The 24,271-nt window shown below is 65.6% G+C and carries 16 protein-coding genes; 12 read left to right on the top strand and 4 right to left on the bottom strand.

The window, feature by feature from the left end; translation table 11 throughout:
* The 5 genes from ACI3K3_RS22165 to ACI3K3_RS22145 all read left to right on the top strand — a co-directional run.
* A partial coding sequence (locus ACI3K3_RS22165) for an OprO/OprP family phosphate-selective porin (protein ID WP_404917690.1) occupies nt 1–1,245 on the top strand: 1,245 nt, incomplete at its 5' end.
* A 39-nt stretch (nt 1,246–1,284) separates the two neighbouring features.
* Nucleotides 1,285–2,586, top strand: a complete 1,302-nt coding sequence (locus tag ACI3K3_RS22160; RefSeq protein WP_404917688.1) for a CitMHS family transporter — start codon at nt 1,285–1,287, stop codon at nt 2,584–2,586.
* A 179-nt stretch (nt 2,587–2,765) separates the two neighbouring features.
* Nucleotides 2,766–3,854: an AbrB family transcriptional regulator gene (locus ACI3K3_RS22155; protein ID WP_404917686.1), complete on the top strand. Its 1,089-nt coding sequence runs from the start codon at nt 2,766–2,768 to the stop codon at nt 3,852–3,854.
* Nucleotides 3,851–4,924 (top strand): biotin carboxylase, encoded by a 1,074-nt coding sequence (locus ACI3K3_RS22150; RefSeq protein ID WP_404917684.1) that lies wholly within the window; start codon nt 3,851–3,853, stop codon nt 4,922–4,924. The genes ACI3K3_RS22155 and ACI3K3_RS22150 overlap by 4 nt, the downstream gene beginning before the upstream one ends.
* Nucleotides 4,921–5,568: a YjbE family putative metal transport protein gene (locus tag ACI3K3_RS22145; RefSeq protein ID WP_404917682.1), complete on the top strand. Its 648-nt coding sequence runs from the start codon at nt 4,921–4,923 to the stop codon at nt 5,566–5,568. The genes ACI3K3_RS22150 and ACI3K3_RS22145 overlap by 4 nt, the downstream gene beginning before the upstream one ends.
* A 61-nt stretch (nt 5,569–5,629) precedes the next feature.
* Here the strand turns inward: ACI3K3_RS22145 and ACI3K3_RS22140 are convergent, their stop codons facing one another.
* Nucleotides 5,630–6,115 (bottom strand): hypothetical protein, encoded by a 486-nt coding sequence (locus ACI3K3_RS22140; RefSeq protein ID WP_404917680.1) that lies wholly within the window; start codon nt 6,113–6,115, stop codon nt 5,630–5,632.
* Between the two features lie 255 nt (nt 6,116–6,370).
* On the opposite strand from ACI3K3_RS22140, the gene ACI3K3_RS22135 reads away from it, so the two are divergent.
* The gene (locus ACI3K3_RS22135; protein WP_404917678.1) at nt 6,371–6,598 is read left to right on the top strand and encodes a hypothetical protein; all 228 of its coding nucleotides are present in this window, start codon (nt 6,371–6,373) and stop codon (nt 6,596–6,598) included.
* A gap of 113 nt (nt 6,599–6,711) precedes the next feature.
* Nucleotides 6,712–7,164, top strand: coding sequence for an META domain-containing protein (locus ACI3K3_RS22130; protein ID WP_404917676.1), 453 nt, complete (start codon nt 6,712–6,714; stop codon nt 7,162–7,164).
* A 22-nt stretch (nt 7,165–7,186) separates the two neighbouring features.
* On the opposite strand, the gene ACI3K3_RS22125 is transcribed toward ACI3K3_RS22130, so the two are convergent.
* From ACI3K3_RS22125 to ACI3K3_RS22115, 3 genes are all read right to left on the bottom strand, one after another.
* Complete coding sequence (locus ACI3K3_RS22125; protein ID WP_404917674.1) at nt 7,187–8,218, bottom strand: nucleoside hydrolase; 1,032 nt, start codon at nt 8,216–8,218, stop codon at nt 7,187–7,189.
* Nucleotides 8,219–8,388: 170 nt separating this feature from the next.
* A complete protein-coding gene (locus ACI3K3_RS22120; RefSeq protein ID WP_404917672.1) occupies nt 8,389–11,727 on the bottom strand; it encodes a S41 family peptidase in 3,339 nt (1,112 codons plus the stop codon).
* A gap of 134 nt (nt 11,728–11,861) precedes the next feature.
* The gene (locus ACI3K3_RS22115) at nt 11,862–12,392 is read right to left on the bottom strand and encodes an Lrp/AsnC family transcriptional regulator (RefSeq protein ID WP_404917692.1); all 531 of its coding nucleotides are present in this window, start codon (nt 12,390–12,392) and stop codon (nt 11,862–11,864) included.
* 748 nt (nt 12,393–13,140) lie between these two features.
* Here ACI3K3_RS22115 and ACI3K3_RS22110 point away from each other — a divergent pair.
* The 5 genes from ACI3K3_RS22110 (at nt 13,141) to ACI3K3_RS22090 (ending at nt 24,178) form a co-directional block, all read left to right on the top strand.
* A complete protein-coding gene (locus tag ACI3K3_RS22110) occupies nt 13,141–16,053 on the top strand; it encodes a TonB-dependent receptor plug domain-containing protein (RefSeq protein WP_404917670.1) in 2,913 nt (970 codons plus the stop codon).
* A 16-nt stretch (nt 16,054–16,069) separates the two neighbouring features.
* A complete protein-coding gene (locus ACI3K3_RS22105) occupies nt 16,070–17,677 on the top strand; it encodes an amidohydrolase (protein WP_404917668.1) in 1,608 nt (535 codons plus the stop codon).
* Nucleotides 17,678–17,682: 5 nt separating this feature from the next.
* Nucleotides 17,683–19,293, top strand: coding sequence for a peptidase dimerization domain-containing protein (locus ACI3K3_RS22100; protein WP_404917666.1), 1,611 nt, complete (start codon nt 17,683–17,685; stop codon nt 19,291–19,293).
* A gap of 285 nt (nt 19,294–19,578) precedes the next feature.
* Complete coding sequence (locus tag ACI3K3_RS22095; protein ID WP_404917664.1) at nt 19,579–21,822, top strand: TonB-dependent siderophore receptor; 2,244 nt, start codon at nt 19,579–19,581, stop codon at nt 21,820–21,822.
* 187 nt (nt 21,823–22,009) lie between these two features.
* Complete coding sequence (locus ACI3K3_RS22090; RefSeq protein WP_404917662.1) at nt 22,010–24,178, top strand: TonB-dependent siderophore receptor; 2,169 nt, start codon at nt 22,010–22,012, stop codon at nt 24,176–24,178.
* Nucleotides 24,179–24,271 lie beyond the last annotated feature (93 nt).

The following is a 24,271-nucleotide window of genomic DNA, read 5'->3' as shown; positions in this document are numbered from 1 at the left end:
GTGGTGACCGAGCCTTACGCGCCGCAGCTCCTCCCGCCCGGCCCGGCCGAGCGCGATATCGAGCGCGTGCGCGCCGCCGCCGTCTCGGCCTCGGGTGTCAGCACCGAATGGGGCTCGGGCCTGCCGGTATTCCACTCGGCGGACGGCATGTTCAGCTTCAAGCCGCGCGGGCGCATCATCACCGATGTCAGCACCACCACCGGCTCGAAATACAGCGGCCGCAACCTCACCACCACCGGCATGCGCGCGCTGCGCATGGGCCTGGAAGGCACGGTGGGCACGCACTTCTTCTACCAGTTCGAGAGCGATTTCTCGGAGAACGAGGTGGACGTCGTCACCGCCTTCATGGGCTGGCGCAACCGCATCGCGCCGGGCATGGACTATGACGTGCGCGTCGGCCACTTGTTCAACGACCGCAGCTTCGAAGGCTCGACGGGTTCTGACTCGACGCCCTTCACCGAACGCTCGGTGGTCGCCACCGCGATCATCCCGCAGCGCGCCTTCTATGGCCTCGGCATCATGCCGCGCCTGTTCTGGAAGACCGGCCACGCCTCGCTGACCGTGACCGGCGATCGCATCGACGGCGACCAGAGCACGTCCGACAACCGCACCGTGCTCGCCCGCGCGCATTGGAATCCGCTGAAGACCGACCGTCAGGTGCTGCACCTCGGCGTGTGGGGCTTCGACGAGATGCTCCACCCCGGCAAGAACACGCTGACCCGCAACACCGTGATCGGCGGCCGCTTCAACGGCGCGCTCCGGCTTTCGACGGGCACCCTGATCGGCGGCACCGGCACCACCGGCTACGGCGTGGAACTGGGCGGCTATTCCGGCCCGCTCTGGATCATGGGCGAAGCGGGCCAGCGCCATGCCCGCCTCGACAACGGCCGTCCCGATTTCGTCACCCGCGCCTGGAGCGTTTCGGGCGGCTGGTTCCTCACCGGGGATCTTCCTCCCTACAACCCCCGCCTCGGCAGCTTCGGCCAGCCCAAGGTGCTGCGCCCGGTATTCGAAGGCGGCCCCGGCGCGATCGAGCTGACCGCGCGCTACGAAAACCTGGAGTTCGACGACATCGTCACGCCTGCCGATGGCTGGGCGGCGACGCTGGGCGTGAACTGGTATCTCAACAGCTTCACGCGCTTCCAGCTCAACGCGATCCATTGGAACACCCAGAACACTGCCGGTGCCTATACCGGCAAGGACGACGGACAGACTTTGACCGCCCGCGTCGGCGTCACGTTCTGATCCCCTCCGCACATCCATGACAGCAATTCGGGGACAATCATGAGTCTCGCCCTTATCGGCTTCCTGATGGTGGCCACTTTCATGACGCTCATCATGACCAAGCGGATGACGCCGCTGGTCGCGCTGGTCGTCGTGCCTACGCTGTTCGCGCTGCTCGCCGGCTTCCACGCCGGGCTGGGCGACATGATGATCGAGGGCCTGACCAAGCTGGCGCCCACCGGCGTCATGCTGCTCTTCGCGATCCTGTTCTTCAGCACGATGACCGACACCGGCCTGTTCGACCCTCTGGTGGGCCGCCTGATCCGACTGGTCCACGGAGATCCGATGCTGATCCTGATCGGTTCGGTGGTGCTCTGCGCGCTGGTCAGCCTCGATGGCGACGGATCCACGACCTACATCATCACGATGGCCGCCATGCTGCCGCTCTACAAGCGCTACGACATGAACCGGCTCTACCTCGTCTGCCTGCTGATGGTGACGAGCGGGGTGATGAACCTCACCCCCTGGGGCGGTCCGACCGCGCGCGCCGCCAGTGCGCTCAAGCTCGATCCCTCGACCCTGTTCGTGCCGCTGATCCCCGGCATGATCGCGGGCCTTGCCTTCCTGGTCGTGCTGGCGATCCACTTCGGCCGCAAGGAACGCCGCCGCATCGGCCGCGTGGAGCGGGCGACGCCCCGTGAGCTGGAGAACTTCGCCGTCTCGCAGTGGCCCGAGGCGCGCCGTCCGAAGATGATCTGGTTCAACGCCGCGCTGGTCGTCGCCCTGCTGGTGCTGCTGGTCTGGGGCGTGCTGCCGCTGCCGGTGCTGATGATGCTGGCCTTCGCGATCTCGATGATCGCCAACTATCCCCATGTGAAGGAGCAGAAGGAGCGCATCGGCGCCCATGCCGGCAACGTGCTGGCGGTGGTCTCGCTGATCTTCGCGGCGGGCATCTTCACCGGCATTCTTTCGGGCACCGGCATGGTCGAGGCGATGAGCCGCGAAGTCGTCAGCTTCATCCCGCCGTTCCTCGGCCCCTACATGGCGCCGATCACCGCGCTGATCAGCCTGCCGGGCACGTTCTTCATCTCCAACGATGCCTTCTACTTCGGGATGCTGCCGATCCTGGCGGAGGCGGGGGCGCACTACGGCGTGGAGCCCATGGCCATCGCCCGCGCCTCGCTGATGGGCCAGCCGGTCCACCTGCTCAGCCCGCTGGTGCCTTCGACCTACCTGCTGGTCAGCTTGGCGGGCGTGGACCTGGCCGACCACCAGCGCTTCACCCTGGTCCCGGCGGCGCTGTGCTGCCTGGTGATGACGGTGGTGGGGATGCTGGTCCTGGCCTTCCCGTTCGTGGGGTGAGGCGGTGACTTTGCGGCCCACTCTTCGTCTCACGCCCCGTCTCGCACCTCGTCACCCTGAACTTGTTTCAGGGTCCATCGGGCAGTCGTGGCCGGAGCGTTGGAACGTGAACCGCAGATGCCGCTGGCACCTCGACCTTTCGGGCGCAACTGAGCAATGGATCCTGAAACAAGTTCAGGATGACGGGCTCTGGGTCTCAGGCCACGGGGAAGGCGCGTATCTTGCCTGATCCCCGCATGATCCTGCGCTTCCTTGCCGCGCTTGCCCTCGGCGCGGCAGGAGGCGCCGCGTTCTGGGCTATCGGCGCGCCGCTGCCCTGGGTGCTCGGCGCGATGAGCGCCTGCGCGGCGGGGAGCATCGCGGGCCTGCCCATCGCCGCCTCTTCCGCCACCCGCCGCCCGATGTCGGCGGTGATCGGCGTCGTGCTGGGCAGCGCTTTCCATCCCGGCCTGATGACACAGGCGGCGGAGTGGATCGTGCCCATCGCCCTGCTGCCGCTGTTCCTCGCCAGCGCGGCGTTTCTCTGCGTGATCTACTTCCGCCGTGTCGCCCGGTTCGACCCGCCCACCGCCTATTTCGCAGGCATGCCCGGCGGCATTGCCGAGATGGTGCTGATGGGGGCGGAGCGCGGCGCGGACGAGCGCATGGTGGGGCTGATCCACGGTGCGCGCATCTTCCTCGTCGTCTTCATCCTGCCGTTCCTGATCCGCGCCTTCGAGGCGGACGTTCATGCTCCGGTGCTCGCGCCTCCGATGCTGACGGAGGCGACCGGCTGGCCGCTGCTGTTCTGGGGGCTAGGTTGCGTGATCGTGGGCGGCGCGATCGGCCGGGCGCTGAAGCTGCCCGCCTGGCACCTGATGGGGCCGCTGTTCGCAAGCGCGCTGGTGCATCTGACCGGCCTGTCCGATTTCCACATCCCCGCCTGGGCCATCGCCGCCGCGCAGGTCGGCCTCGGCGCCACCATCGGCTGCCGCTTCGTCGGGCTCGATTTGCGGACGCTGGTGCGGACCCTGCTGCTGGCGGCGGGATCGACCGCGATCCTGCTTGTCATAACCTTCGGCTGGGCCTTTGCGATCGGTTGGGCTACGGGGCTCAACCCGGCGCTCGTCGCGCTGGCCTATTCGCCCGGCGGGGTGGCGGAAATGAGCATGGTCGCGCTCAGCCTCTCGCTGGAGGCGGGCTTCGTGATCGTCCACCACCTCGTGCGGGTGATGCTGGTCATCGTCGGCGCGCCGCTTTCGTTCCGCATCATGGGAGCCCCCCGATGACCCCGTCCGATCCCGCAGAGCAGACTATCGCCTTGCTCTATCAGGCGCTCGAACCGCCGGTGATCGACGGCGCGCGCAAGGAAGCCAAGCCGGGCGGCTATTCGGACAGCGGCGCCGACATCGGCGTGGCCCTGCTGGCGGCGGGCTGCACCCTGGCGACGCCGGTGGCCGATCCCGATCCCACGCGCGTGTTCGACTGGGTCTGGCCCGATACCGAGCAGGGCATTGCCGCCGCGCTGGAGGCAGGCGCCACGCTGCTCTGGGCCAACACCGTGGTCTTTGCAGGTCACCCCATCGAGCAGGCGAGTCGCAAGGCCTGGATCGTCGGGCCGGACCCGCAGGCCATGCAGGAGATCGACGACAAGGCCGCCACCAATGCGCGCCTGCTCGCGGCGGGCCTGCCGGTCGCACAATCCTGGCTGATCGATGGCGACTGCGATCTCGATGCCCAGCTCGCGCCCTTTGCAAACAGGCTTCCGCTGGTGGTGAAGCCGCTGCGCGGTCGCGGCAGCCAGGGCGTGAGCGTCGCCCGGACCGCCGGGCAATTGGCCGCGCAAGTCCGCGACCTGGCCGAAAGCCGCCGCTTCGGCGCGGCGATCATGCTGGAGCAGTTCCTGCCCGGGCAGGAGATCACCATCACCGTCATGCCCGCCGCCTGCCGCGCCGGCGAGACGGCACCTTTCGCGCTTCCCCCGGTGCGCCGCTTCGACCAGATCGGGGACGTCGCGCCCTACAACGGTGACGTGCCCGTCAGCCGCAACAGCGCCGCGATGACGCCCGAGGAATGTGCCGATCCGGCCATTGCCGCCGTCATCCAGGCCTGCGAACAGGCCGCTGCGATCCTCGCAATCCGCTCGCCCATGCGGATCGACTGCCGCGCCGATGCCCATGGCGCCCAGTTCCTCTTCGACGTCAACGCGAAGCCCAACCTGACCGGCTCAGGCCGTCCGGGCCGCGAGGACGAAGACAGCCTTTCCACCCTTGCTGCGGCCGCCATAGGCTGGAGCTATCCCGACTTCCTCGTGGCGACCGCTCGCGGCGCCTGGACCAACAGGAACCTTTCCGCATGACCGACCTGTGGCAGCACATCGTTGCCGATTTCTCCAACCTCGGCTCACCCGCCGCGCTCGCCGCCTTCGGGCAAGTGGTGCTGATCGACGTGATGCTGGCGGCAGACAATGCCATCGTCGTGGGCGCTCTGGCGGCCGGGCTTCCCGCTGCCATGCGCCGCAAGGTCATCCTGATCGGCGTGATCGCCGCGCTGGTCCTGCGCATCGCCTTCGCGCTCGTGGTGACGCAGCTCATGCAGATGGTCGGCCTCGTTTTCGCGGGCGGCCTGCTGCTGGTCTGGGTGGCCTGGAAGATGTGGCGCGAACTGCGCGAGGACGTCGGCGGCGAGGATGACCCCGTCGCCAAGGCCGCGCCGCGCAGCTTCGCCGCCGCCGCTTGGGCGGTGGCCGTAGCCGACATCAGCATGAGCCTGGACAACGTGCTCGCCGTGGCCGGTGCCGCGCGCGACCATCCTGGCATTCTCGCCATCGGCCTGATCCTTTCGGTCGCCCTGATGGGTCTTGCCGCGAATGCGCTGGCCCGCGTGATCGAGCGTTACCGCTGGATCGCCTACGTCGGCCTGATGGTCATACTCTACGTCGCCGGCAAGATGATCTGGGAAGGCCTGGTAGACCCGACGCGCGGCCTGCTCGTCCTGTTCTGACCGGCATGCCGGAGGATGCCCGCATGGGCATTCTCCGGCGGTCTCGGCTCTGCCGTTTCATTTAGAAATAGACGTCGATGTAATCCGTCAGCCCGTCGCACCATTCGAATTCGCGTAGCCGGTAATAGCTTCGGTTCTGCGTGACGGCGAAATGCCAGGTCTTGTCTGCCGAACAGGTGCGGCCCGGATCAGGGGTGTCGGCGATGGTGATCTTGCCCTGGAAGGTGAAATAGTCCGCACCGATTTCGGTGATGACGCCGTCCAATGCCAGCAGGCCCGGACCGTTAGCGCCCGCCTGGCGGCCATGCAGCCTCCATACGCCGTCCTTGTTCGTGACGGTTGCCGTGCCGCGATGATCCCAGTCGATCCACTGGAGCGTCAGGCCCTTGTTCGCCCGCAGGCGCTCCGCGCTCCTCTCGTCCAGGATATGCGTAGGCGTTGCCGCGCTGTCGTGTCCATCCGCAGCGCGCGACGGTGACGGCAGGGCGATCGCCAGCAGGGAGGACGCAAGGACTGCCTTGCCGATATTGGTGACGACCACTTCCATCTCCCACTGCCTGAATGCATCACGGAAAGGGCGGCCTCGATGGCCGCCCCATTTCCTTGCATATCAACCGTCAAGGCGCAGGCATGCAACAGGCAAGGCTGCCGGGAGCACCGGCAATGCCGGTTCGAATGGGCAGAGCGCGGCTTCGGGCACGCTTCAAGACGCGGGGGCGGCGGCAACTTGCGATGCCTGTGCGGCGTTGCAACCGCATGGACCCGGCGCGATCGTTCCGTCGCGCTCTACCGGAGCAGGATGATGGAAGAGCATGCAAACCAGAGCTACGGCGGCCTCGGCACCGAACATCGCGGCGGAGCGCCCCGCATCCTGCCCTATATTCTCTGCGCGATCTTCGGCGTGTTCGCTATCGCCATCGTGATCCTCTGGCTTTCGATCGGCGTCTGGGATCGTCCCGGCCCCGGTCAGGAGGATCCCGGTGCCGGCCGCCAGGAAGGCCCCGCGGAGGTCCAGAACAACCCTCGCTGAAGGCGGCGGCGCCACCTTCACGCGGTCAGCAAGCATTGGCGCCGACGATGTCTTCAAGGCGACATGTCATCTCGGCAAGTTTCCGCATGGCTGGATCGAGGGGGAAATCAGCTATGATCGCCGGCGTGTTGGCTTCAGTATTGGCACTTGCAACGGCGGTGGCCCCGGTCGGCGCGGCACATGCGTCGGACAGGATGAGCAACAGGATGCCGGGCAGTCGGTGGGAAGTTCTCGATGTCGATGGCGAACGAGCGCCCCGAAGGTCGAAGGCCCCCGCGGCCACGCTGTTCATGGTTGCCGATGGCACGCTCGGGGGCACCTCGGAATGCAACAGCGGCGGATCGGCCTATATGCGCTGGACCAAGGCCGGGGCGTTCACTGGGACCGACGGCCCGATCATCTTCACGGCAATGGGCTGCCCTGTGAAGGACGGGACGAATTTCGCAGCCCGGTTCTGGCAATTGATGGGCAATGCCACGCGTTGGGAACGCGCGGGCAAGCTGCTCACCATCCGCGCGAGCGACGGCACCACCGCGCAGTTGCGGTTGATGTCGGAGGTTCGTTGACCGGGTCGAGGGCGCGATCCGATTACCGCACCCGGCCAGGGTTCAGCGTCCTGAACTTCGCCAGCATGTCCCTGAACGTGAGCCCGGCATCGATATCCGTATAGACGCGCATCGGCCGGGCGTTCGTCCTGGCCGCATAAGTGCCGTTTTCCAGCAGGCGGGGCGTGGGGATCGCCCGGTATTTGCAGGAGGAAGGGTCCGGCAGCACCGGCGAGACCAGCGCGGAAAGGGTCACCAGGGGGCTGTCTCCCAGCACATAGGTTTCCGATGCGGAAACCGGCGGCGCGCCGGGGATGTTCGCCAGCATCTCGGCCATGGCGTCCACCCTGGCCTTTAGATAGGCGCCCAGCGCGCCGGATGCGGCGAATTCGTCCAGCTCCGTGTTGGAAAACAGCATCTGCCGATAGGCGTCGCGCGGAACCTGCCAGATCTCGATGTCGGATTCGTTGAAGATCACCTGTGCGGCGATCGGGTCGATGGAAAGATTGAACTCCACTTCGCCGGGACCGGGAATGGGGTTGGCAAGCCCCGCGTGTTCGTTGCCGCCGATCCAGATGAGCTTCAGGCGCCTGCCGATGCGCGGCTCGCTGAGCCAGGCGAGCGCCAGGTCGGTCAGTCCTGCTCCCGCCGCATAGATCAGCGGCTCGCCTGCATCCGCGCGCATGGCCTCCCGGACGATGGCTGCGGAGGCCGCACTGGCAGACCAGGACGTGCGCGAGCGGATGGCCGTTTCCGACCCGGCAATCGGGCTGTGCACGGTGTCCAGCTTCATGATCTTAAGCAGTTCGCGCGCGCGAGCGGCGCCGTCGCTTGCATCGTGACCGCTGCTGAAGGAGGTGGGCAGGTGGGAGCCGATGATCAGCGGAATGTCCACGGAGCGGCACAGGACATGGTGTGCAAGCTGGAACAGTCCATCGGGGTCGCCGGCGAAATCGTTGTCGATGATGACGCGTGCCAGCTTGCGCGGAGCGATAGCGGCTGCTGCTGAGTGGCCCATCGGCAGAGTGGCAAGGAGCGCGCCGGTGGCGCCGATAAACATCCTGCGATCCATCATCGTGCCTGCCTCACCCCTGTTTGCACTATTGGGGTCAGAGTGGCACTGGCCGCCCATCGTGTAAAATAACGATATTTTCTGGAACTATAGGCTGACGCTATCCCGAGCGCTGCGATTCCGCGAGGCGGGTGGCCGCAACCGCCACCCGCCCCCGGTTCCTGCCGCAGCCGTTACCGAACCTGTGGACCCAGCGGGCGCACATCGGAAGCCGGCGTGCCGATGGCGGGCAGGGGCTTCGGCTTGAGCGGTCGAACGGGATCGCGGGCGATTTCCTGCTTGAGCAGCGAGACGGCGGCCTCCAGCTGGGCATCCTGCCCCTCGAAGCTGGCGTGCGGTGCGTTCTCCACCTCGTAGTCCGGGCCGATCCCCAGCCCCTCGACGATCCAGGTGCCGTCGGCGGCATACTGGGCGTTTTCGGCGATGCGGACGGCGCCGCTGTCGCTCAGGCGGTTGCGGTCGGACAGCCAGATTCCCGCGCCCGCCGTGCGCTTGCCGATCAGGGGGGCGATACCCAGCGACTTGATGGCGGCGGCGAAAGTCTCGCCATCGGAATATGTCCGCTCGTCGATGAGCACCGCGATCTTGCCGCGATAGGCATTCTGCATGTTCGTGCCCGGCACGCCGCTGCCGTCCGGTTTGGCCCAGAAGGCCCAGGCGCGGCGCATCAGCATCGAGATGATCAGGCTGTCGATGTTGCCGCCATTGTTGTTGCGCACGTCGATGATGAGGCCATCCTTGTCGAGCTGGGCGAAGTAGTCGCGCGCGAAGCTGGCGACATCGTCCGAACCCATGGCGCGCAAGTGCAGGTAGCCGATCCTGTCGTTCGAAAGTTTCCGCGCGGCAAGGCGCTTGCCCTCGACGAAGTCGTGGTAGCTGGCGGTCACTTCGCCGTCGAAGTTCATCGGCTCCACGATCGCGCTCAACGGCTTGCCGCCACGCGTGAGATCGAGGCGCACTTCCTGCCCCGCCTTCGCCGCGATTTCGAGCTGGAGCGCGCCGAGCGAATCCACCGGACGGCCATCGACACGGCGGATCACGTCGCCCACGCGCACGTCCACGCCGGGGCGCGTGAGCGGCGGGCGGGTGGAGACCAGATCGGCCTCCGAGCGGAAGATGCTGTCTATGCGTAACCCGCCCGATACGGGGCTGTAGCGCGCGCCGAGGAAGGCCATCTCGCTGTTTTCGCCATCCTTGGGCAGGTCGCCGGGGCGAACCTGGCTATGCAGGATGCCCAGTTGCGAGGCCATCTGGCCCAGGATCGTGTTGAGCTCGGCGCGATGGCCGATGCGCGCCAGAAGCGGCTCCGTCCGCGCGCGCACGGCGTTCCAATCCACCCCGCGCAGGGCAGGATCGTAAGCGAAATCGCGATGCAGGCGCCAGGCGTCCACGAACATCTGGTTCCATTCGGCGGCGGGATCGACCGAAAGCCGCCAGTCGTCCAGCCTGACCACACTGGGTTCCACCTTTTCCGGCACCTTGGCCTTGGCCGGAACCAGCATCAGCCGGGGTTTTCGGGCCTGGCCGGTCACGACCAGAAGCGTCTTCCCATCGGCGGAAATCTCCGCCTCCTGAACCTTGTCGGCGAACGTCTCGACTTTCGGATCGCTCTTGTCGATCGCGATCGAGACCAGCTTGTCGCCCTTGCGGCTATAGAGAAAGTCCTTGGACGCCAGCAGCGTTTCGCTCATGCCGGGCTCGGTCGGCAGCTTGTAGAGCCGTTCGGCAAGGCCATTGAGGACGATGCGGGCCGACTTGGGCTTTTCGTCCTTGTTGTCCTTCTTTTCGTCGGCTTCCGGGGAAGCGGGTTTTTCCTCGTCCGGCTTGCCCCCTTCCGGCCTGTCATCCGCCTTGCCGGTCAGTTCGTTATCCTCGCGGAAGCGGAACGGGGCCGAGGGATCGAGCTGGAGGGCATGGATCTCGCCCCGGTCCGGGAAAGCCACGCCCATGTTGCGATCGCCCCAAGGCGAGCCCGGCGTCGGATCGAAGTTGCGGTCCGACAGGAAGTAGAGCCAGGCGCCGTCATGCGCGAAGGCGGGGGCATAGCTGTTGTACTTGCCGGACGTGGCCCTGACCCGAGCGCCGGAGGCAAGGTTCTGCACGAAGAGGTCGCTGGTGTTGGCATTGTTGAGCCGCGAGACTTCCGCATAGGCGATGTGCGTGGAATCGGGAGAGAAGGCCAGGTCGTGGAACGGCTGATCGTCGCCCGCGTCGTTGGTGGCCAGCAGGGTGAGGCGGCCGGTGGCGATGTCCACCTTCTGCAGGCGCGCCTGCTTGTCCCACAGCACCAGCGTCTTGCCATCGGGAGACACGGCGAAGGACCAGATATAGGCATCGTAGCCGCGCGTGATGGCTACGGGTTCGCCGGAACCGTCGGCGCGCATGGTGTAGATGTCGCCGCGCTCGCCCTGGTCGAGGATCATGAACACGCGCTCGCCCTTCGGCGCGGTCACGGCCTGTCGGCCGCGTGCCTGCAAGGGGATCGAAAAATCCACCCGGCGCAAGTGCTTGGGCGCGCCCAGAGCAACCCGGCCGCGCGCCGTCACCGCCACGCTCTCGCCAGAGGGCGATATCCGCGCGGCTTCCAACTGGCTCAGCGGATCGCCGATCGAGCGCAACCGGGTCTGCTCGCGGTCGGTGACGATCTCGATGGAGAGCTTGCGCATGCTGCTGTCGCGGCTGGAGAAGACATGGATGTCCGCGCCGTTCTGGAGGTAGACGTCCCCATTATCGATACTGGCCTGAAGCACCGGGAAGGGCATTTCGCCGGACAGCTTCATCACCCCGCTGCCTTCTTCACCCACCGACCACACCGCGTCGCCGCCGCTCTTGTCCGAAATGAAGTAGATCCGGCCACCATAGGCCATCGGAAAGCGGATCGGCGCGCCGAAGTCCGCCAGCAGTTGCACGGCCTCTTCGGAGGATCCGTTTCGCCAGCGCCATAGCTGCTCCATGCCGCCGCCCCGGTAGAGCACCGCATTGTCGCGGGCGCGGGCGGTAAGGCCGCGACGGCTGAAGAACAGAGTCTGGCCGTCCTGTCCGTAAGTTGCGTCGTTGGCCCGCCAGAGCGGGATGGCGGTGGCTGCTCCGCCCGCCGGATCGACGGTGTAGAGTATCTCGCCCTGTCCCGCGCCGGTGAGGCGCGATGCGTAGATCACCTTGCCGTCGGGCGTCCAGCCGACCGTGCGCAGCATCCCGCCCTCGAAGGTCAGGCGGCGCGGTGCCCCGCCGCCGATCGGCATGACGTAGACGTCCTGGTCGCTGTCGTAGCTGGCGGTGAAGGCGACCAGGGTTCCGTCGGGAGAGACGCGCGCGTCGCTTTCCTCGGCCACATGGTTGGTCAGGCGGGTGGCGGTGCCGCCGCTGCGTCCGGTGCGCCACAAATCGCCTTCGCTGGCGAAGACGAGCACGTCTCCGCGGGCGCTGGGGTATTGGTAGAAGCCCTGTTCGGCTCCGGCGGCGGACGATGCCAGAGCGAGCAGACTGGTCGCGATCACGCGAAAACGATTCATAAGACGGGAGCCCCTGGTCGAAAACGACGCCGACCATGGCCCATCCGGACAGCGTTGCGCAACCGGCACGGGCCTTGCGCTTTCCGATAACGGGTTCAGGTCGGCCCGCTAGGTCCTGACCCTAACGACCTGCGTCATGGCAACCCTTGCAGGACTACGGGAGCGATATGGCGGCTGGCCACTTCCCTCAGCACGAAACTGCTGCGGATACGCCGAACATGGGGCAATACCGAAAGTTCCTTGCGGTAGATCGTGTCGTAATCTTCCAGTGACTGTACGTTGAGGATCATCAGGAAGTCGGTATCGCCGGTAACGAAGGCGCAGAAGCGCATGGATGGACTGCTCTGCACCGCAGTCTCGAAGTCCTGCAGGACTTTCTCCGCCTGTGACACCAGCTCTATCGATACCATCACCAATGTGCCGTATCCGAGCGAACGCAGATTGAGGTTCGCCGCGTAGCTGGTGATATATCCGGCTTCCTCCAAGATCTTGCGTCGGCGTGCGACGGCCGTGCTCGACAAGTGGACCTGTTCGCCCAGCGAGACGTCCGAAGCGCGTCCGTCGGCGACCAGGGCACGCATCAGGCGAAGATCGGTATCGTCCAATTCGTGCTGCCCGGATCTGCCGCGCGCAGCCTCGAGCCAGTGCAGTTTGCCGGACTGCATGTCCATTCTGGTGTGACCCCCTTTTTTGACTTTCGAAACCATATTGCCGGGTATCCGTTCGATTTCAAACAAAAGGGTGTGGCGAGACGATTTATCGGGACAGAATGTTGTTGATCCGCACGATGCTGCCGCCGATTGGCATTCCGGAGGCGGGCGCTTCGGCTTTCTTCGCCGCTGCAACGAAAGCCTAGCGCAAACATCGCGCCGGTTCCCCGAACTTATCCGGCAGCCAGGTCAGGGTTGCGATGGATTTCTGCACTGTTTCGAAAATTTGTGAGGAAATCGTGCGTGGATACCTCTTGTCCTGCAGGACTCGAGGATGCTAACGGCCGTGCTGCACCGCATTTCGCGAATCAATCGACCGTCTCGTTCGGTAAGATGCGCATCTTCTGGCAGCTACGCACCAATCCTGCGCCGTCTTGACCGTTCGCGATGGAATCCATCGTAAATGGTGAAAATCAGCACCAACTTTCTTGGGATCAATCCCTGCCTTCCGGATAGTATCGGCATCGTCAGACAGTAGTCCGGATCGGGCAGCACCGAATAACAAGGTGGACACTGCGAGACGATGGGCTCCTCGCAAAAGGGATGCGGGAGCGGAGACAACGGGTTCTTCACCAGTCCGCCTTGCAGCGGCACCGCAACGACGGTGGGCGCCTCCGTGCGCCGGTGAGAAGCATGTTCGTCTCCATCCATCGGGATGAGGGCGCCTGTGGCGATGAAGGGTCAGTCACAGGGAGTTTTCGCAATGCGCAATGCAGTCCAGGACTTGACGATGCCGGGGACGGCGCCGGGGACATTGGAACCACTTTCGGCGCGTTCGGTCCGCTCCCTGCTTCTGGCGGGCGCGGCGGGGACGCTAATCCTCGGTCCGCTGCTCGTTGCCGCGCCGGCTCTGGCGCAGCAGGCGGAACCCGCCGAAGAGGAGCCGCTGAAAGACATCGTCGTCACCGGCTCGCGCATCGTCGGTGACGGCTATAGCGCACCGACCCCGGTGGCCGTGCTGGGCGAGGCCGACATCGCCGCCCAGGCGCCCGCGAACATCTCGGACTTCGTGAACCAGCTTCCCGCCATTGCCGGCAGCGGCACTTCGGGCAGTTCCTCAGGCGGCCTCTCCAACGCCGCGGCAGGCATCAACTCGATCGGCCTGCGCGGACTGGGGGTCGGGCGCACGCTGGTGCTGGTGGACGGCCAGCGCTCGGTAGCCTCGACCGTGGGCGGCACCGTGGACATCAACACGATCCCGCAGGATCTGGTGAAGCGGGTCGAAGTCATCACCGGCGGCGCCTCGGCCGCATACGGCTCGGACGCGGTGGGCGGCGTCGTCAACTTCATCCTGGACACCGGCTACGAGGGCGTGAAGCTGGGCGTCGATACCGGCATCTCCACTTATGGCGACGCCTTCAACTACCGCTTCACGGGCACGGCGGGCTTCTCGCTGCTGGACGACCGCCTGCACCTCCTCAGCAACCTTTCCTACTTCAAGCAGGATCGCGAGGAAGGTATCCGCCGCGACTGGAACGACAACGGCTATTTCCAGATCAACAATCCGGCCTACACCGCCACCAACGGAGAGCCGCAGCGCCTGGTCGGCAGCGGCATCGGCCCGTCGGGCTATACGGCCGGCGGCCTGATCACCAGCGGCCCGCTGCGCGGCACCTATTTCCTGGGTGCCGGGCAGACCGCGCAACTCGCCTATGGCACCACCAGCACCAGCAATCCCTGGATGATCGGCGGCGATTGGCAGACCACGCTGGACGGCCACGTCGGCACCAACACGCTTGTCCCGCTTGACGAGCGCCTTAGCGCGTTCCAGCGCGTGGCCTTCGAAATCACTCCCTCGGTCGAGGTGTTCGGCCAGTTCTCCTACAACCGCTCGGTCAGTGCCAGCTCCTATCAGCAGACGCCCAGCACCGGCGTCACCATCGCGGCCGACAATGCCTATCTGCTCGGCCAATATCCCGGCGTAGCGGCGGCCATGGCGGCGCAGGGACTGTCCTCGATCACGGTGGGCACGTCCAACGCCGGCTTCCCCATCCCCGGCAGCGACATCAAGCGCCAGGTCTATCGCGGCGTGCTGGGCGCCAAGGGCAGTTTCGAGCTGTCGGACAAGACGATGAACTGGGACGTCTACTATCAGAAGGGCGTCACCAAGGCGCGCGAGGCGCTGACCAACAGCTGGATCAACGCACGCATGGCCCAGGCACAGGATGCCGTGTTCGACGCTTCCGGCAACATCGTGTGCCGATCGAGCCTGGGCAATCCCGGCAACGGCTGCGTGCCGATCGACCGGCTGGGCACCGACGGGCCATCGGCGGAAGCGCTGAACTGGATCTTCAACGACGGCAACCAGCCGCTGCGCCGCCAGACCATCAAGCAGGATGTCGCCGCCGCGACGATCTCGGGCAAGGCCTTCGCCCTGCCGGCCGGAGACCTTGCTTTCGCTACCGGGGTCGAATGGCGGCGCGAGCAGATCAACGGCTCGGTGGACCCCCAGTACAATTCCGGCTGGCTATATGGCAATTTCCGCGTCAACCAGGGCAAGTACGACGTTTACGAAGGCTTCCTCGAACTCGACGTGCCGATCTTCGACGGCATGAACGTCAACGCTGCCGCGCGCGGAACGCACTATTCGACATCCGGCTGGGTGGGTACCTGGAAAGTGGGCGCGAACTGGCAGGCGATCGACGGACTGCGCCTGCGCGGCACGCTGAGCCACGACATCCGCGCGCCCAACCTTGACGAACTGTTCGCGGCGGGCACGGCGCGTACCAACTCGGTGATCATCCCGACCGGAGCCGATGCACCGCAGACCGGCTCGCTGCAATTCGTCCAGAACGCCTTCGGCAACCCCGACCTCAAGCCGGAAGTTGCCGATAGCTGGACGCTGGGCGCAGTATTCGAACCGAGTTTCCTGCCCGGCTTCTCGCTTTCGTTCGATTACTACCAGATCAGGATCAAGGACGCGATCGGATCGATCACCGCGCAGCAGACGGTGGACCTGTGCTACGAGCAGGGAATCAGCTCGTACTGTCCGAACATCAAGTTCGTGAACGGCCAGCTCAGCACGATCGACCTGACCCCGATCAACTTCGCCCGCCAGAAGACCAAGGGCTTCGACATAGAGGCCAGCTATACGGCCCCGGTCGGCCCCGGCATGTTGCGCCTGCACGGCCAGACCACGCACTATATCGAAAACGTGGTGGATGACGGCATCAGCTTCCCGATCGACTATGCGGGCGTGCTGACCAGCGGCACTTACGCATCGCCAAGCTGGGTCTATCGGCTGAGCGCATTCTACGACATCGATCCCGTCACCTTCAATCTGGTGGCGCGGGGCTTTACCGACGGCGTCTACGGCAACGACTGGATCTCGTGCGACGGCAATTGCCCCACCAGCACCGCGCAGTACCGCACGATCAACGACAACTCCATCAAGGGCGCAGTCTATTTCGACACGTCGGTGGATTTCAAGTTCCCGGCAATGAACAACGGCGTGGGGCACCTGACCTTCATCGTCAACAATGTGCTGAACAAGGATCCGGTGCTCGTCGGCAACGGGCCCGACGGCAACAACGTGCCCGCTTACGCTCAGACCAACCGCACACGCTACGACGTGATCGGCCGCACCTTCCGCATCTCGGCTCGGGTCGAATTCTAAAAGAGGATTTCGGATAATGACGACTTTCAAGCGCGCCGCACTCGCCGCAGCCCTTGCCACGACCGGCCTGGCCACGACCGCTTTAGGCAGTGCCCCCGCCCAGGCGGCGGCTCCGCAGGCGCTAAAGGATGAAGTCGCCGCCGAAGTGGAGGCGCAGCGCAAGCAGATCCAGGTCATGGTCGATCAGATCTTCAGCTATGCCGAGCCGGGCTTTCAGGAAGTGAAGACCAGCGAATACCTCACCGGCATCCTGGAAAAGAACGGCTTCACGGTGACGCGCGGGGTGGCGGGCATTCCCACCGCTTTCACCGCGACCTGGGGCAAGGGCGGCCCGAAGATCGCGCTAGGCAGCGATATCGATGACGTGCTGGGCGTGTCGCAGACGCCCGGCCTGCCATACCTGAAGCCGCTGGTAGAAGGGGCGCCGGGGCATGGCGAAGGGCACAATTCCGGCATGCCACTGATGGTGGCCGCCGCGCTGGCGGCCAAGAAGGTGATGACGAAGCACGGGCTGGAAGGCCGTCTGATGCTCTGGCCCGGCGTGGCGGAAGAATTGCTGGCGACCAAGGCCTACTATGTGCGCGCGGGCTTGTTCAAGGACGTGGATGCCTCGATCTTCACCCATGTCAGTTCCGATTTCTCGACCGGATACGGCGAGATGGGTGGTAACGGCATGGTCTCGGTGGAATACAGCTTCAAGGGCAAGACCGCGCATTCGGCGGGCATGCCCTGGGAGGGCCGCAGCGCGCTCGATGCGGTGGAGATCATGGACGTCGCGTGGAACTTCCGGCGCGAGCACCTGCCGCTTACCCAGCGTTCGCACATGATCATCACCAATGGCGGCGGCCAGCCCAATGTCGTGCCGGACAAGGCGAGCATCTGGTACTTCTTCCGCGAGCGTACTTTCGCCGATATCCGCAAGCTCTACGAAGTCGGCAACGATATCGCCAAGGCCGCCGCGCTTGCCACCGGCACCACGATGACGCAGCAGACGCTGGGCTATGCCGCGCCGAACTTCGGCAACAAGCCGCTGGCCGAGGCGGCCTATGCCAATATCAAGGCGGTGGGAATGCCCAGGTGGAGCGCGGACGACCAGGCTTTCGCCAAGGCGGCCCAGACCTTGAACGAGCGCAAGGTGGAACCGCTGAAGGACGCCGTCACCGAACTCTCCACGCCGGAAAACCGCAAGCCCTCCACCGGGGGCGGTTCGGACGATATCGGCGACATCATGTGGGCGGTGCCCACGATCACCATCCGCTTTCCTTCCAATATCCCGAACATGATCGGGCACAACTCCACCTCGGCCTTCGCGATGGCCACGCCGATCGCGCACAAGGGCGTGGAAGCGGGCGCCAAGGCGGTGGCGATGACCGTGCTCGACATCGTGACGACGCCGCAGCTGGTTGCCGAGGCCAAGACCTACTTCACCGACGTCCAGTTAAAGACGGATACTTATGCGCCGGTCCTGACCGACAAGGATGTGCCTGCGATCTGGCTCAACGAACGGAACATGCAGCTCTACCGGCCGATGATGGAGAAGTATTACTACAACCCGGCAAAATACCCGACCTACCTCGACCAGCTGGGCGTCAAGTACCCCACCCTGACCAAGCCGGCGGAGTGATCGTGATGAACAAGCGTACCCTGGTCGCCGCCGCGCTTTCCCCCGTGCTCGCTGTCGCCTCGCTCATTCCCGGCGCCGCGCAGGCCGCAGCGGATCCGGCGCTCAAACAGGAAGTCGCCACCGCCGTCGAGGCGCAGCGCAAGCAGATCCAGGTGATGGTCGACGAGATATACGCGTTCGCCGAGCCGGGATTCCAGGAAGTGAAGACCAGCGAATACCTGGCCGGCATCCTGGAGAGGAACGGCTTTAGGGTGACGCGCGGCGTGGCGGGCGTTCCTACCGCCTTCACCGCCAGCTGGGGCAGCGGCGGCCCGAAGATCGCGCTGGGCAGCGATATCGACGGTCTGCTCGGCGTATCGCAGGTACCCGGCGTGGCGGATGTGAAGCCGCTCACCGAAGGTGCGCCCGGCCATGGCGAAGGGCACAATTCGGGCATGCCGCTGATGGTCGCCGCCGCCCTGGCCGCCAAGCAGGTGATGACAAGGCACGGGATCCAGGGACGGCTGATGGTCTGGCCGGGCGTGGCGGAGGAACTGCTGGCGACCAAGGCCTACTATGTGCGCGCGGGCATGTTCAAGGACGTGGATGCCTCGATCTTCGCGCACGTCAACACCGGCTTCGGCACCGGCTGGGGCGATCTGGGCCTGACCGGCATGATCTCGGTGGAATACGAATGGAAAGGCAAGACGGCGCACTCCGCCGGGATGCCTTGGGAGGGCCGCAGCGCGCTCGACGGGGTGGAACTGATGGACGTCATGTGGAACTTCCGCCGCGAGCATCTGCCGCTCTCGCAGCGATCTCACGATGTGATCACCAATGGCGGGGGACAGCCCAACGTCGTGCCGGACCGGGCCAGCAGCTGGTACTATTTCCGCGACAAGGACTTCGCCTCGCTGCGCAAGCTCTATGAAGTCGGCAACCAGATCTCGGAAGCCTCGGCGCTGGCGACGGGCACTACGGTCAGCCGCAAGGTGCTGGGGTTCGCGGCACCGAACTACGGCAACAAGCCGCTGGCCGAGGCGCTCTACGCCAATATCGAGACGGTCGGCGTGCCGCAGTGGTCCGCGGCGGACCAGGCCTTCGCGCGCGCGGTGCAGGTAAAGAACCACCTCAAGGTGGAACCGCTGCCGACCGGGGTGGCACCGCTCTCCACGCCCGAAACGCGTGGAAATGCCAGCTTCGGCGGTTCGGACGACATCGGCGACGTGATGTGGACGGTGCCCACCGTCACCATCGGCTATCCGGCGAACATTCCCAACGTGATCTTCCACCACGCCACCGCCGCAATGGCGATGGCCACCCCGATCGCGCACAAGGGCACCGTCGTCGGCGCCAAGGCCGTGGCGATGACGATCCTCGACCTGATGACCACGCCGGCACTGATTGCCGATGCGAAGACCTGGATGAAGGACGTCCAGCTCAAGGACCAGAAGTACGATCCCCTGATTGCCGCCACCGACATGCCCGCCATCGACCGCAATGCGCGGACCATGGCGCAGATGCGCCCGGCGATGCAGGGCCGCTACTACGATCCGAAGAAGTACGATTCCTACCTGCAACAACTCGGCATCGATTACGAAGCCTCGGGTCGAGACACCTCGGGCGCGGGCGGCTAGGGCTAAGCTCGCGCGACCGGCCGGGGTGCGAACACCCTGACGATATGAAAACTGCCCCGGCCGGCTTTTTCCGACGCACAATACGTCTTCAGCCGATGTTCCCGCACCTCGAAGACGGTGCCGGGTGAGACGGGCCGCCCTGCGCATCGGGCCAGTGCAACATGGCCGCTTCGTTTCTCGTCTATTGCTATTGCGACTTTGTTGCATTTGCATTAGGTGCGCCCGGCATCGAGGGGAAGCGTCAGGGCTCTTTCGCCGCTCGGTACGGACGATGAGGGAATAGACATGAGGGTGGAAAATTCCGAACGCGGCCGCGTGCCGCGACGTGTTGCGCGCGCCTTGGTCATGCTGGCCGCGAGCTGCGCATGGACCCAGCTTGCAGCGGCGCAGAGCAGCAAAATCACCGCCGAAGAGCCGGGCGCGGGCGACGGCATCACGGTAACGGGGCAGCGCGCCGACAGCGACCCCACCTTGACTGAAGGCAGCGACGGCTATGCGGCGCGCGCCACCATCGTCGGCAAGGCCGCCCAGTCGCTGCGCGAAATTCCGCAGTCGGTCACCGTGCTCACCCGCGCACGCATCGAGGATCAGAACCTGCTCACCGTCGAGGACGTGATGCAGCAGATGACCGGCGTGACGATCGACCGCAACTGGCTCAATTCCGAATACACCTCGCGCGGGCTCAAGATCACCAACATGCGTTTCGATGGCGGCGCGACCAGCCAGACTTCCAGCGTGACCGGCGATCTCGACACCGCGATCTTCGATTCCATCGCCCTGGTCCGGGGCGCGGACGGGTTGTTCGGCGCGGGCGAGGCAGGCGGCGTCATCAATTTCAACCGCAAGCGCGCTCTGGCCGAGCCGCAGGCCCGCGCGGCCATGACGTTCGGCAGCTGGAACCAGGCCCGCGTCGAGGGGGACATCACCGGCGCGCTCACCAGCGACGGCAACCTCCGCGCCCGCGTGGTGGGCGTCTACGACATGAGCGAAGGCTTCCAGGATCTCAAGTCGGACGACCGCTGGCTGGCGCATGGGTCGATCGAATACAACCCGGCGCCCGATACGCTGCTGGTGGCCGGCTACACTCACCAGTACGACCGGCATGACGGCTTCAACGTCAGCTTTCCCCGCTATCGCAACGGCGAGGATGTCGGCTTTCCGCGCAGTGTGAACATGGGCACGCCGTGGAACTGGATCCGGCGCGACGTCGACGTGGCCTATGGCCGCATCGAGCAGGCGATCGGCAGTGCCTGGACGGCCAGGCTCAGTGCCAACTACAGCCGCTCGAACGACCGCACCAATGCCGCCGAAATGGAAAATGCCATCGATCCCGTGGATCAGTCGGGAACGGACTGGTGGTACTATCAGTCCGGCGGCAAGGCCCGCGAGCTTCTGCTCGACTTCAACACCACCGGCAGCTTCCAGGCTTTCGGCCAGAAGCACGACGTGGTGCTCGGCATGGACTACACGCGCAACAAGACCGATGGCCGCAGCCTCTGGACCTATTACGGGCCGGGCAATGCCTTCGATCCCGAATACCCGCCTGAAATCGCCTATCCGCCGGTATGGGGTAATCAGAACCGCACTGATGTGGAACGCCTTGGCCTCTACGGATCGCTGCGCATTCGCCCGATCGCCGCACTGTCGCTGATCGGCGGCGGCCGCCTGGTCCTCAAGGACCGCACGGTCGGCAGCGACCTGGCCACCGGGCTCGTGACCTCGGTCTCCGACGAGAAGACCAGGTTCGTGCCTTATGTCGCCGCGATGGCCGACGTGACGAAGGCACTGAGCGTCTACGCCAGCTATACCCAGATCTACCAGTCGCAGGCCAGCTACCTGTCCGGGCCGCGCCCCGGCACCCCGCTGAGCCCAGTGACGGGCACCAACTACGAGGCGGGCATCAAGGCGGAACTGCTGGAAGGCAAGCTCACCGGCTCGCTCGCGGTCTACCGCGTGCGCAAGAAGGGCGCCTTTGCGACCGACCCCAGCAGCCCTCCGGGCGGATCGACCGACAACTGCTGCTATATCCGCGACGGCAATCTCAGGAGCCAGGGCTTCGAGGCCGAGATCAACGGCGAGATCCTGCCGGGCTGGCAGCTCTCGCTGGGCTACACCTACAACGAGAACGAGAACAAGCGCGAGAGCGACGCCTCGTTTGCCGAAATCACGCCGAAGCACCTGTTCAAGCTGTTCACGGACTATGCCTTCCGCGAGGGCGCTCTCACGGGCCTCAGCGTCGGCGGCGGCGTTACCGCGCAGAGCAGCAACTTCCGCTCGGGGTGGGTCCAGGAACTGAATCCGGCAACGGGCCTCTACGATGGTCCGTTCTACCAGTATCAGTTCAAGACGCCGGGCTATGCGGTCTGGTCGCTGCGCGCCGAATACGAAGTGAGCGATCAGTTCTCGATCAGCGCCAATCTCAACAACCTGTTCGACAAGACCTACTACGTCACGATCGGCTATCCGGGCTACGGCAACTTCTACGGCGAGCCCCGCAACGTCCTCGTCTCGCTGCGCGGCAAGTTCTGAGTTAGGCGGCTGGGCGGGCCCTTGCGAAGGTCCGCCCAGCCGGGCTCGGGAAAATTCAACCGGCTCGATCCGGCTGGCTTTTGTTATGATGCAACATATCATTGACGCACGGCGTCCGGGCTGACACAAGCGCCCCCGCATCGACCAGCCGGCGCCTTTGCCCGGCCGTCTTACCGTGGGGATCATGATGTTTCGCTTCGCCAAGGATAACCGGCTTCTGGCCGGAACCCTGCCTGTCGCTATCGCGCTGGCGCCGTGCCCGGCATTGGCGGAAGGGGCAGAAGGGGCGGAAAGCGAGGAGCGCGAGGAAAGCAGCGGGGCGATCACCGTCACCGGCGTGCGACAGGCCTATCGCGGTGACTTCGCCATTTCGGAAATTCCCCAGTCGATCGCCGAAATCTCCGCCGCCACGCTGGAGCAGAACGGCATCCAGCGGCTGACCGATGCGCTGGACCTCAATGCCTCGGTAGTGCGGCAGAATACGCTGGGCGGGCTGTGGGATGCCTTCGCGATCCGCGGGTTCACCGGGGACGAGAACATGCCGAGCGGCTATCTCGTCAACGGCTTCAATGGCGGGCGCGGGTTCGGCGGGCAGCGCGACGCTGCCGGGATCGAGCGGGTTGAAGTGCTGAAAGGCCCGGCGGCAGCGCTGATCGGGCGCGGGGAGCCGGGCGGAACCATCAACCTCGTGACCAAGCAGGCCGAACTCGGCCGCACGTTCGGCACCGCTTCCGTGCAATATGGCAGCTTCGACCGGGTGCGGGGCGAGGCGGACGTCAACCTTGCTGTCACCGGCGGCCTCACCGCGCGCCTGATCGGCTATGCCGAGGATGGCGACACCTTCCGGGAGCACGTCCACCAGACGCGCTGGGGTTTCCTGCCCTCGGTCGGCCTGGCGCTTGGGCCGGATACCCGGCTGACCTACGATTTCGAGAAGACCCGCGTGGAAGTGCCCTTCGATCGCGGTATTGTGGTGCTCGATGGCGACTTCCGAACGGTGCCGCGTTCGCGCTTCCTGGGAGAGCCGGGCGATGGCGACACGGTTGCGCGCGCCACCGGGCACCAGTTGCGCCTCCAGCACGATTTCAACGACCGCTGGAGCCTGCTGGTCGGTGGAAGCATCCGTCATACCCTGCTTACGGGTTTCTCCTCGGACGCCGAGACGGCCGCGTCGCGCCAGTCGCTCTACCTCGACGGGCGTTCGCTCTCACGCCAGCGCCGCTCCCGCTATTACGACGCGGATCATGCCGTGGTTCGCGCGGAACTGGCCGGTGAATTCGAAACCGGCTCGCTGCGGCATCGCGTGCTGATCGGCGCGGACTATGACGAATTCACCTACGATCAGGTCTTCCGCCGCTTCCGTCCGCCGGCGCTGAGCACCGGGCCGACGGAGCAGCAGGGCTACGTGATCGACATCCACGATCCCGTCTACGGCCGGTTCCCCCTGCCGGACGTGGCGGTGATGACGGACCGCGTCGATCGCCAGCGCGCCATGGGCGTCTACGTGCAGGACCAGATCGAGATCACGGATCGGCTGCAAGTTCGCGTGGGAGGCCGCTACGATCGGGTGCGGCTGGAAACCGACAATCGCCTGAGCGGCGTGGACAGCCGCCGCACCCACAGCCGGTTCAGCCCGCAGGCCGGGATCGTCTACAAGTTGAGCGATCCGCTGACGGTCTATGCCGCCTACGGGCAAGGGTTCCGCGCCAATGTGGGCACGGACGTGAGCGGCACGATCTTCGATCCGGAATCGAGCGAGTCGATGGAAGCGGGGCTGAAGCTGACCCTGCTCGGCGGGGCGCTGAACGGCACGCTGGCCGCGTTCCAGCTGACGAAATCCAATGTCCTCGCCACCGATCCCGATGCGCCGGGCTATTCGCTGGCCATCGGCAAGGCGCGCAGCCGGGGCGTGGAGTTCGACCTCTCCGGGCGTTTGCCGGGCGGCGTGGACCTGCTGGTGAGCTACGCCTATGTCGATGCCGAGGCGCGGTCGACCATGGTCGATCCCAACACCTCGTTCCAGGTCAGGCCGGGCGATCCGCTGGTGAACATTCCCCGCCACAACCTCAACATGCAGGCCGCCCGGACCTTTGCGATCGGCGATCGCGAGGCGCAGATCGGCGCGGGCATGCAGTATGTGGGCAAGCGCCGCGGCGAGACGGGCTCGACCTTCACGCTTCCCGCGCACACGCTGTTCCGGGTGTTCGGCAAGCTGGACCTGATCGACAACGTCGAACTGTTCGGCTCCGTCACCAACCTGTTCGACGCGCACTGGTACGCCAACAGCTATTCTCCGCTGTGGGTGCAGCCCGGCGCTCCGCGCACCGCCACGATCGGCCTTCGCGCACACTTCTGACCCTTTGCAGGACAATCCGATGAAACCGCTCTCCGCCGCTCCGCTGCTGGTCGCCGCTGCCATGCTGGTCGCCGCCGCCCCGCCGCCCCCGGC

It is taken from the genome of Novosphingobium sp. ZW T3_23 (assembly GCF_044987305.1).
Taxonomy (GTDB): domain Bacteria; phylum Pseudomonadota; class Alphaproteobacteria; order Sphingomonadales; family Sphingomonadaceae; genus Novosphingobium.
The sequence above is the reverse complement of the archived record's forward strand: the minus strand, read 5'-3'. Positions and strand labels throughout refer to the sequence as shown.

Coding starts and splice junctions, on each gene's coding strand:
- ACI3K3_RS22160 (WP_404917688.1), top strand. CDS start 1,285: ATGAGTCTCGCCCTTATCGGCTTCCTGATGGTGGCCACTTTCATGACG.
- ACI3K3_RS22155 (WP_404917686.1), top strand. CDS start 2,766: ATGACGGGCTCTGGGTCTCAGGCCACGGGGAAGGCGCGTATCTTGCCT.
- ACI3K3_RS22150 (WP_404917684.1), top strand. CDS start 3,851: ATGACCCCGTCCGATCCCGCAGAGCAGACTATCGCCTTGCTCTATCAG.
- ACI3K3_RS22145 (WP_404917682.1), top strand. CDS start 4,921: ATGACCGACCTGTGGCAGCACATCGTTGCCGATTTCTCCAACCTCGGC.
- ACI3K3_RS22140 (WP_404917680.1), bottom strand. CDS start 6,115: ATGGAAGTGGTCGTCACCAATATCGGCAAGGCAGTCCTTGCGTCCTCC.
- ACI3K3_RS22135 (WP_404917678.1), top strand. CDS start 6,371: ATGGAAGAGCATGCAAACCAGAGCTACGGCGGCCTCGGCACCGAACAT.
- ACI3K3_RS22130 (WP_404917676.1), top strand. CDS start 6,712: ATGATCGCCGGCGTGTTGGCTTCAGTATTGGCACTTGCAACGGCGGTG.
- ACI3K3_RS22125 (WP_404917674.1), bottom strand. CDS start 8,218: ATGATGGATCGCAGGATGTTTATCGGCGCCACCGGCGCGCTCCTTGCC.
- ACI3K3_RS22120 (WP_404917672.1), bottom strand. CDS start 11,727: ATGAATCGTTTTCGCGTGATCGCGACCAGTCTGCTCGCTCTGGCATCG.
- ACI3K3_RS22115 (WP_404917692.1), bottom strand. CDS start 12,392: ATGCAGTCCGGCAAACTGCACTGGCTCGAGGCTGCGCGCGGCAGATCC.
- ACI3K3_RS22110 (WP_404917670.1), top strand. CDS start 13,141: ATGCGCAATGCAGTCCAGGACTTGACGATGCCGGGGACGGCGCCGGGG.
- ACI3K3_RS22105 (WP_404917668.1), top strand. CDS start 16,070: ATGACGACTTTCAAGCGCGCCGCACTCGCCGCAGCCCTTGCCACGACC.
- ACI3K3_RS22100 (WP_404917666.1), top strand. CDS start 17,683: ATGAACAAGCGTACCCTGGTCGCCGCCGCGCTTTCCCCCGTGCTCGCT.
- ACI3K3_RS22095 (WP_404917664.1), top strand. CDS start 19,579: ATGAGGGTGGAAAATTCCGAACGCGGCCGCGTGCCGCGACGTGTTGCG.
- ACI3K3_RS22090 (WP_404917662.1), top strand. CDS start 22,010: ATGTTTCGCTTCGCCAAGGATAACCGGCTTCTGGCCGGAACCCTGCCT.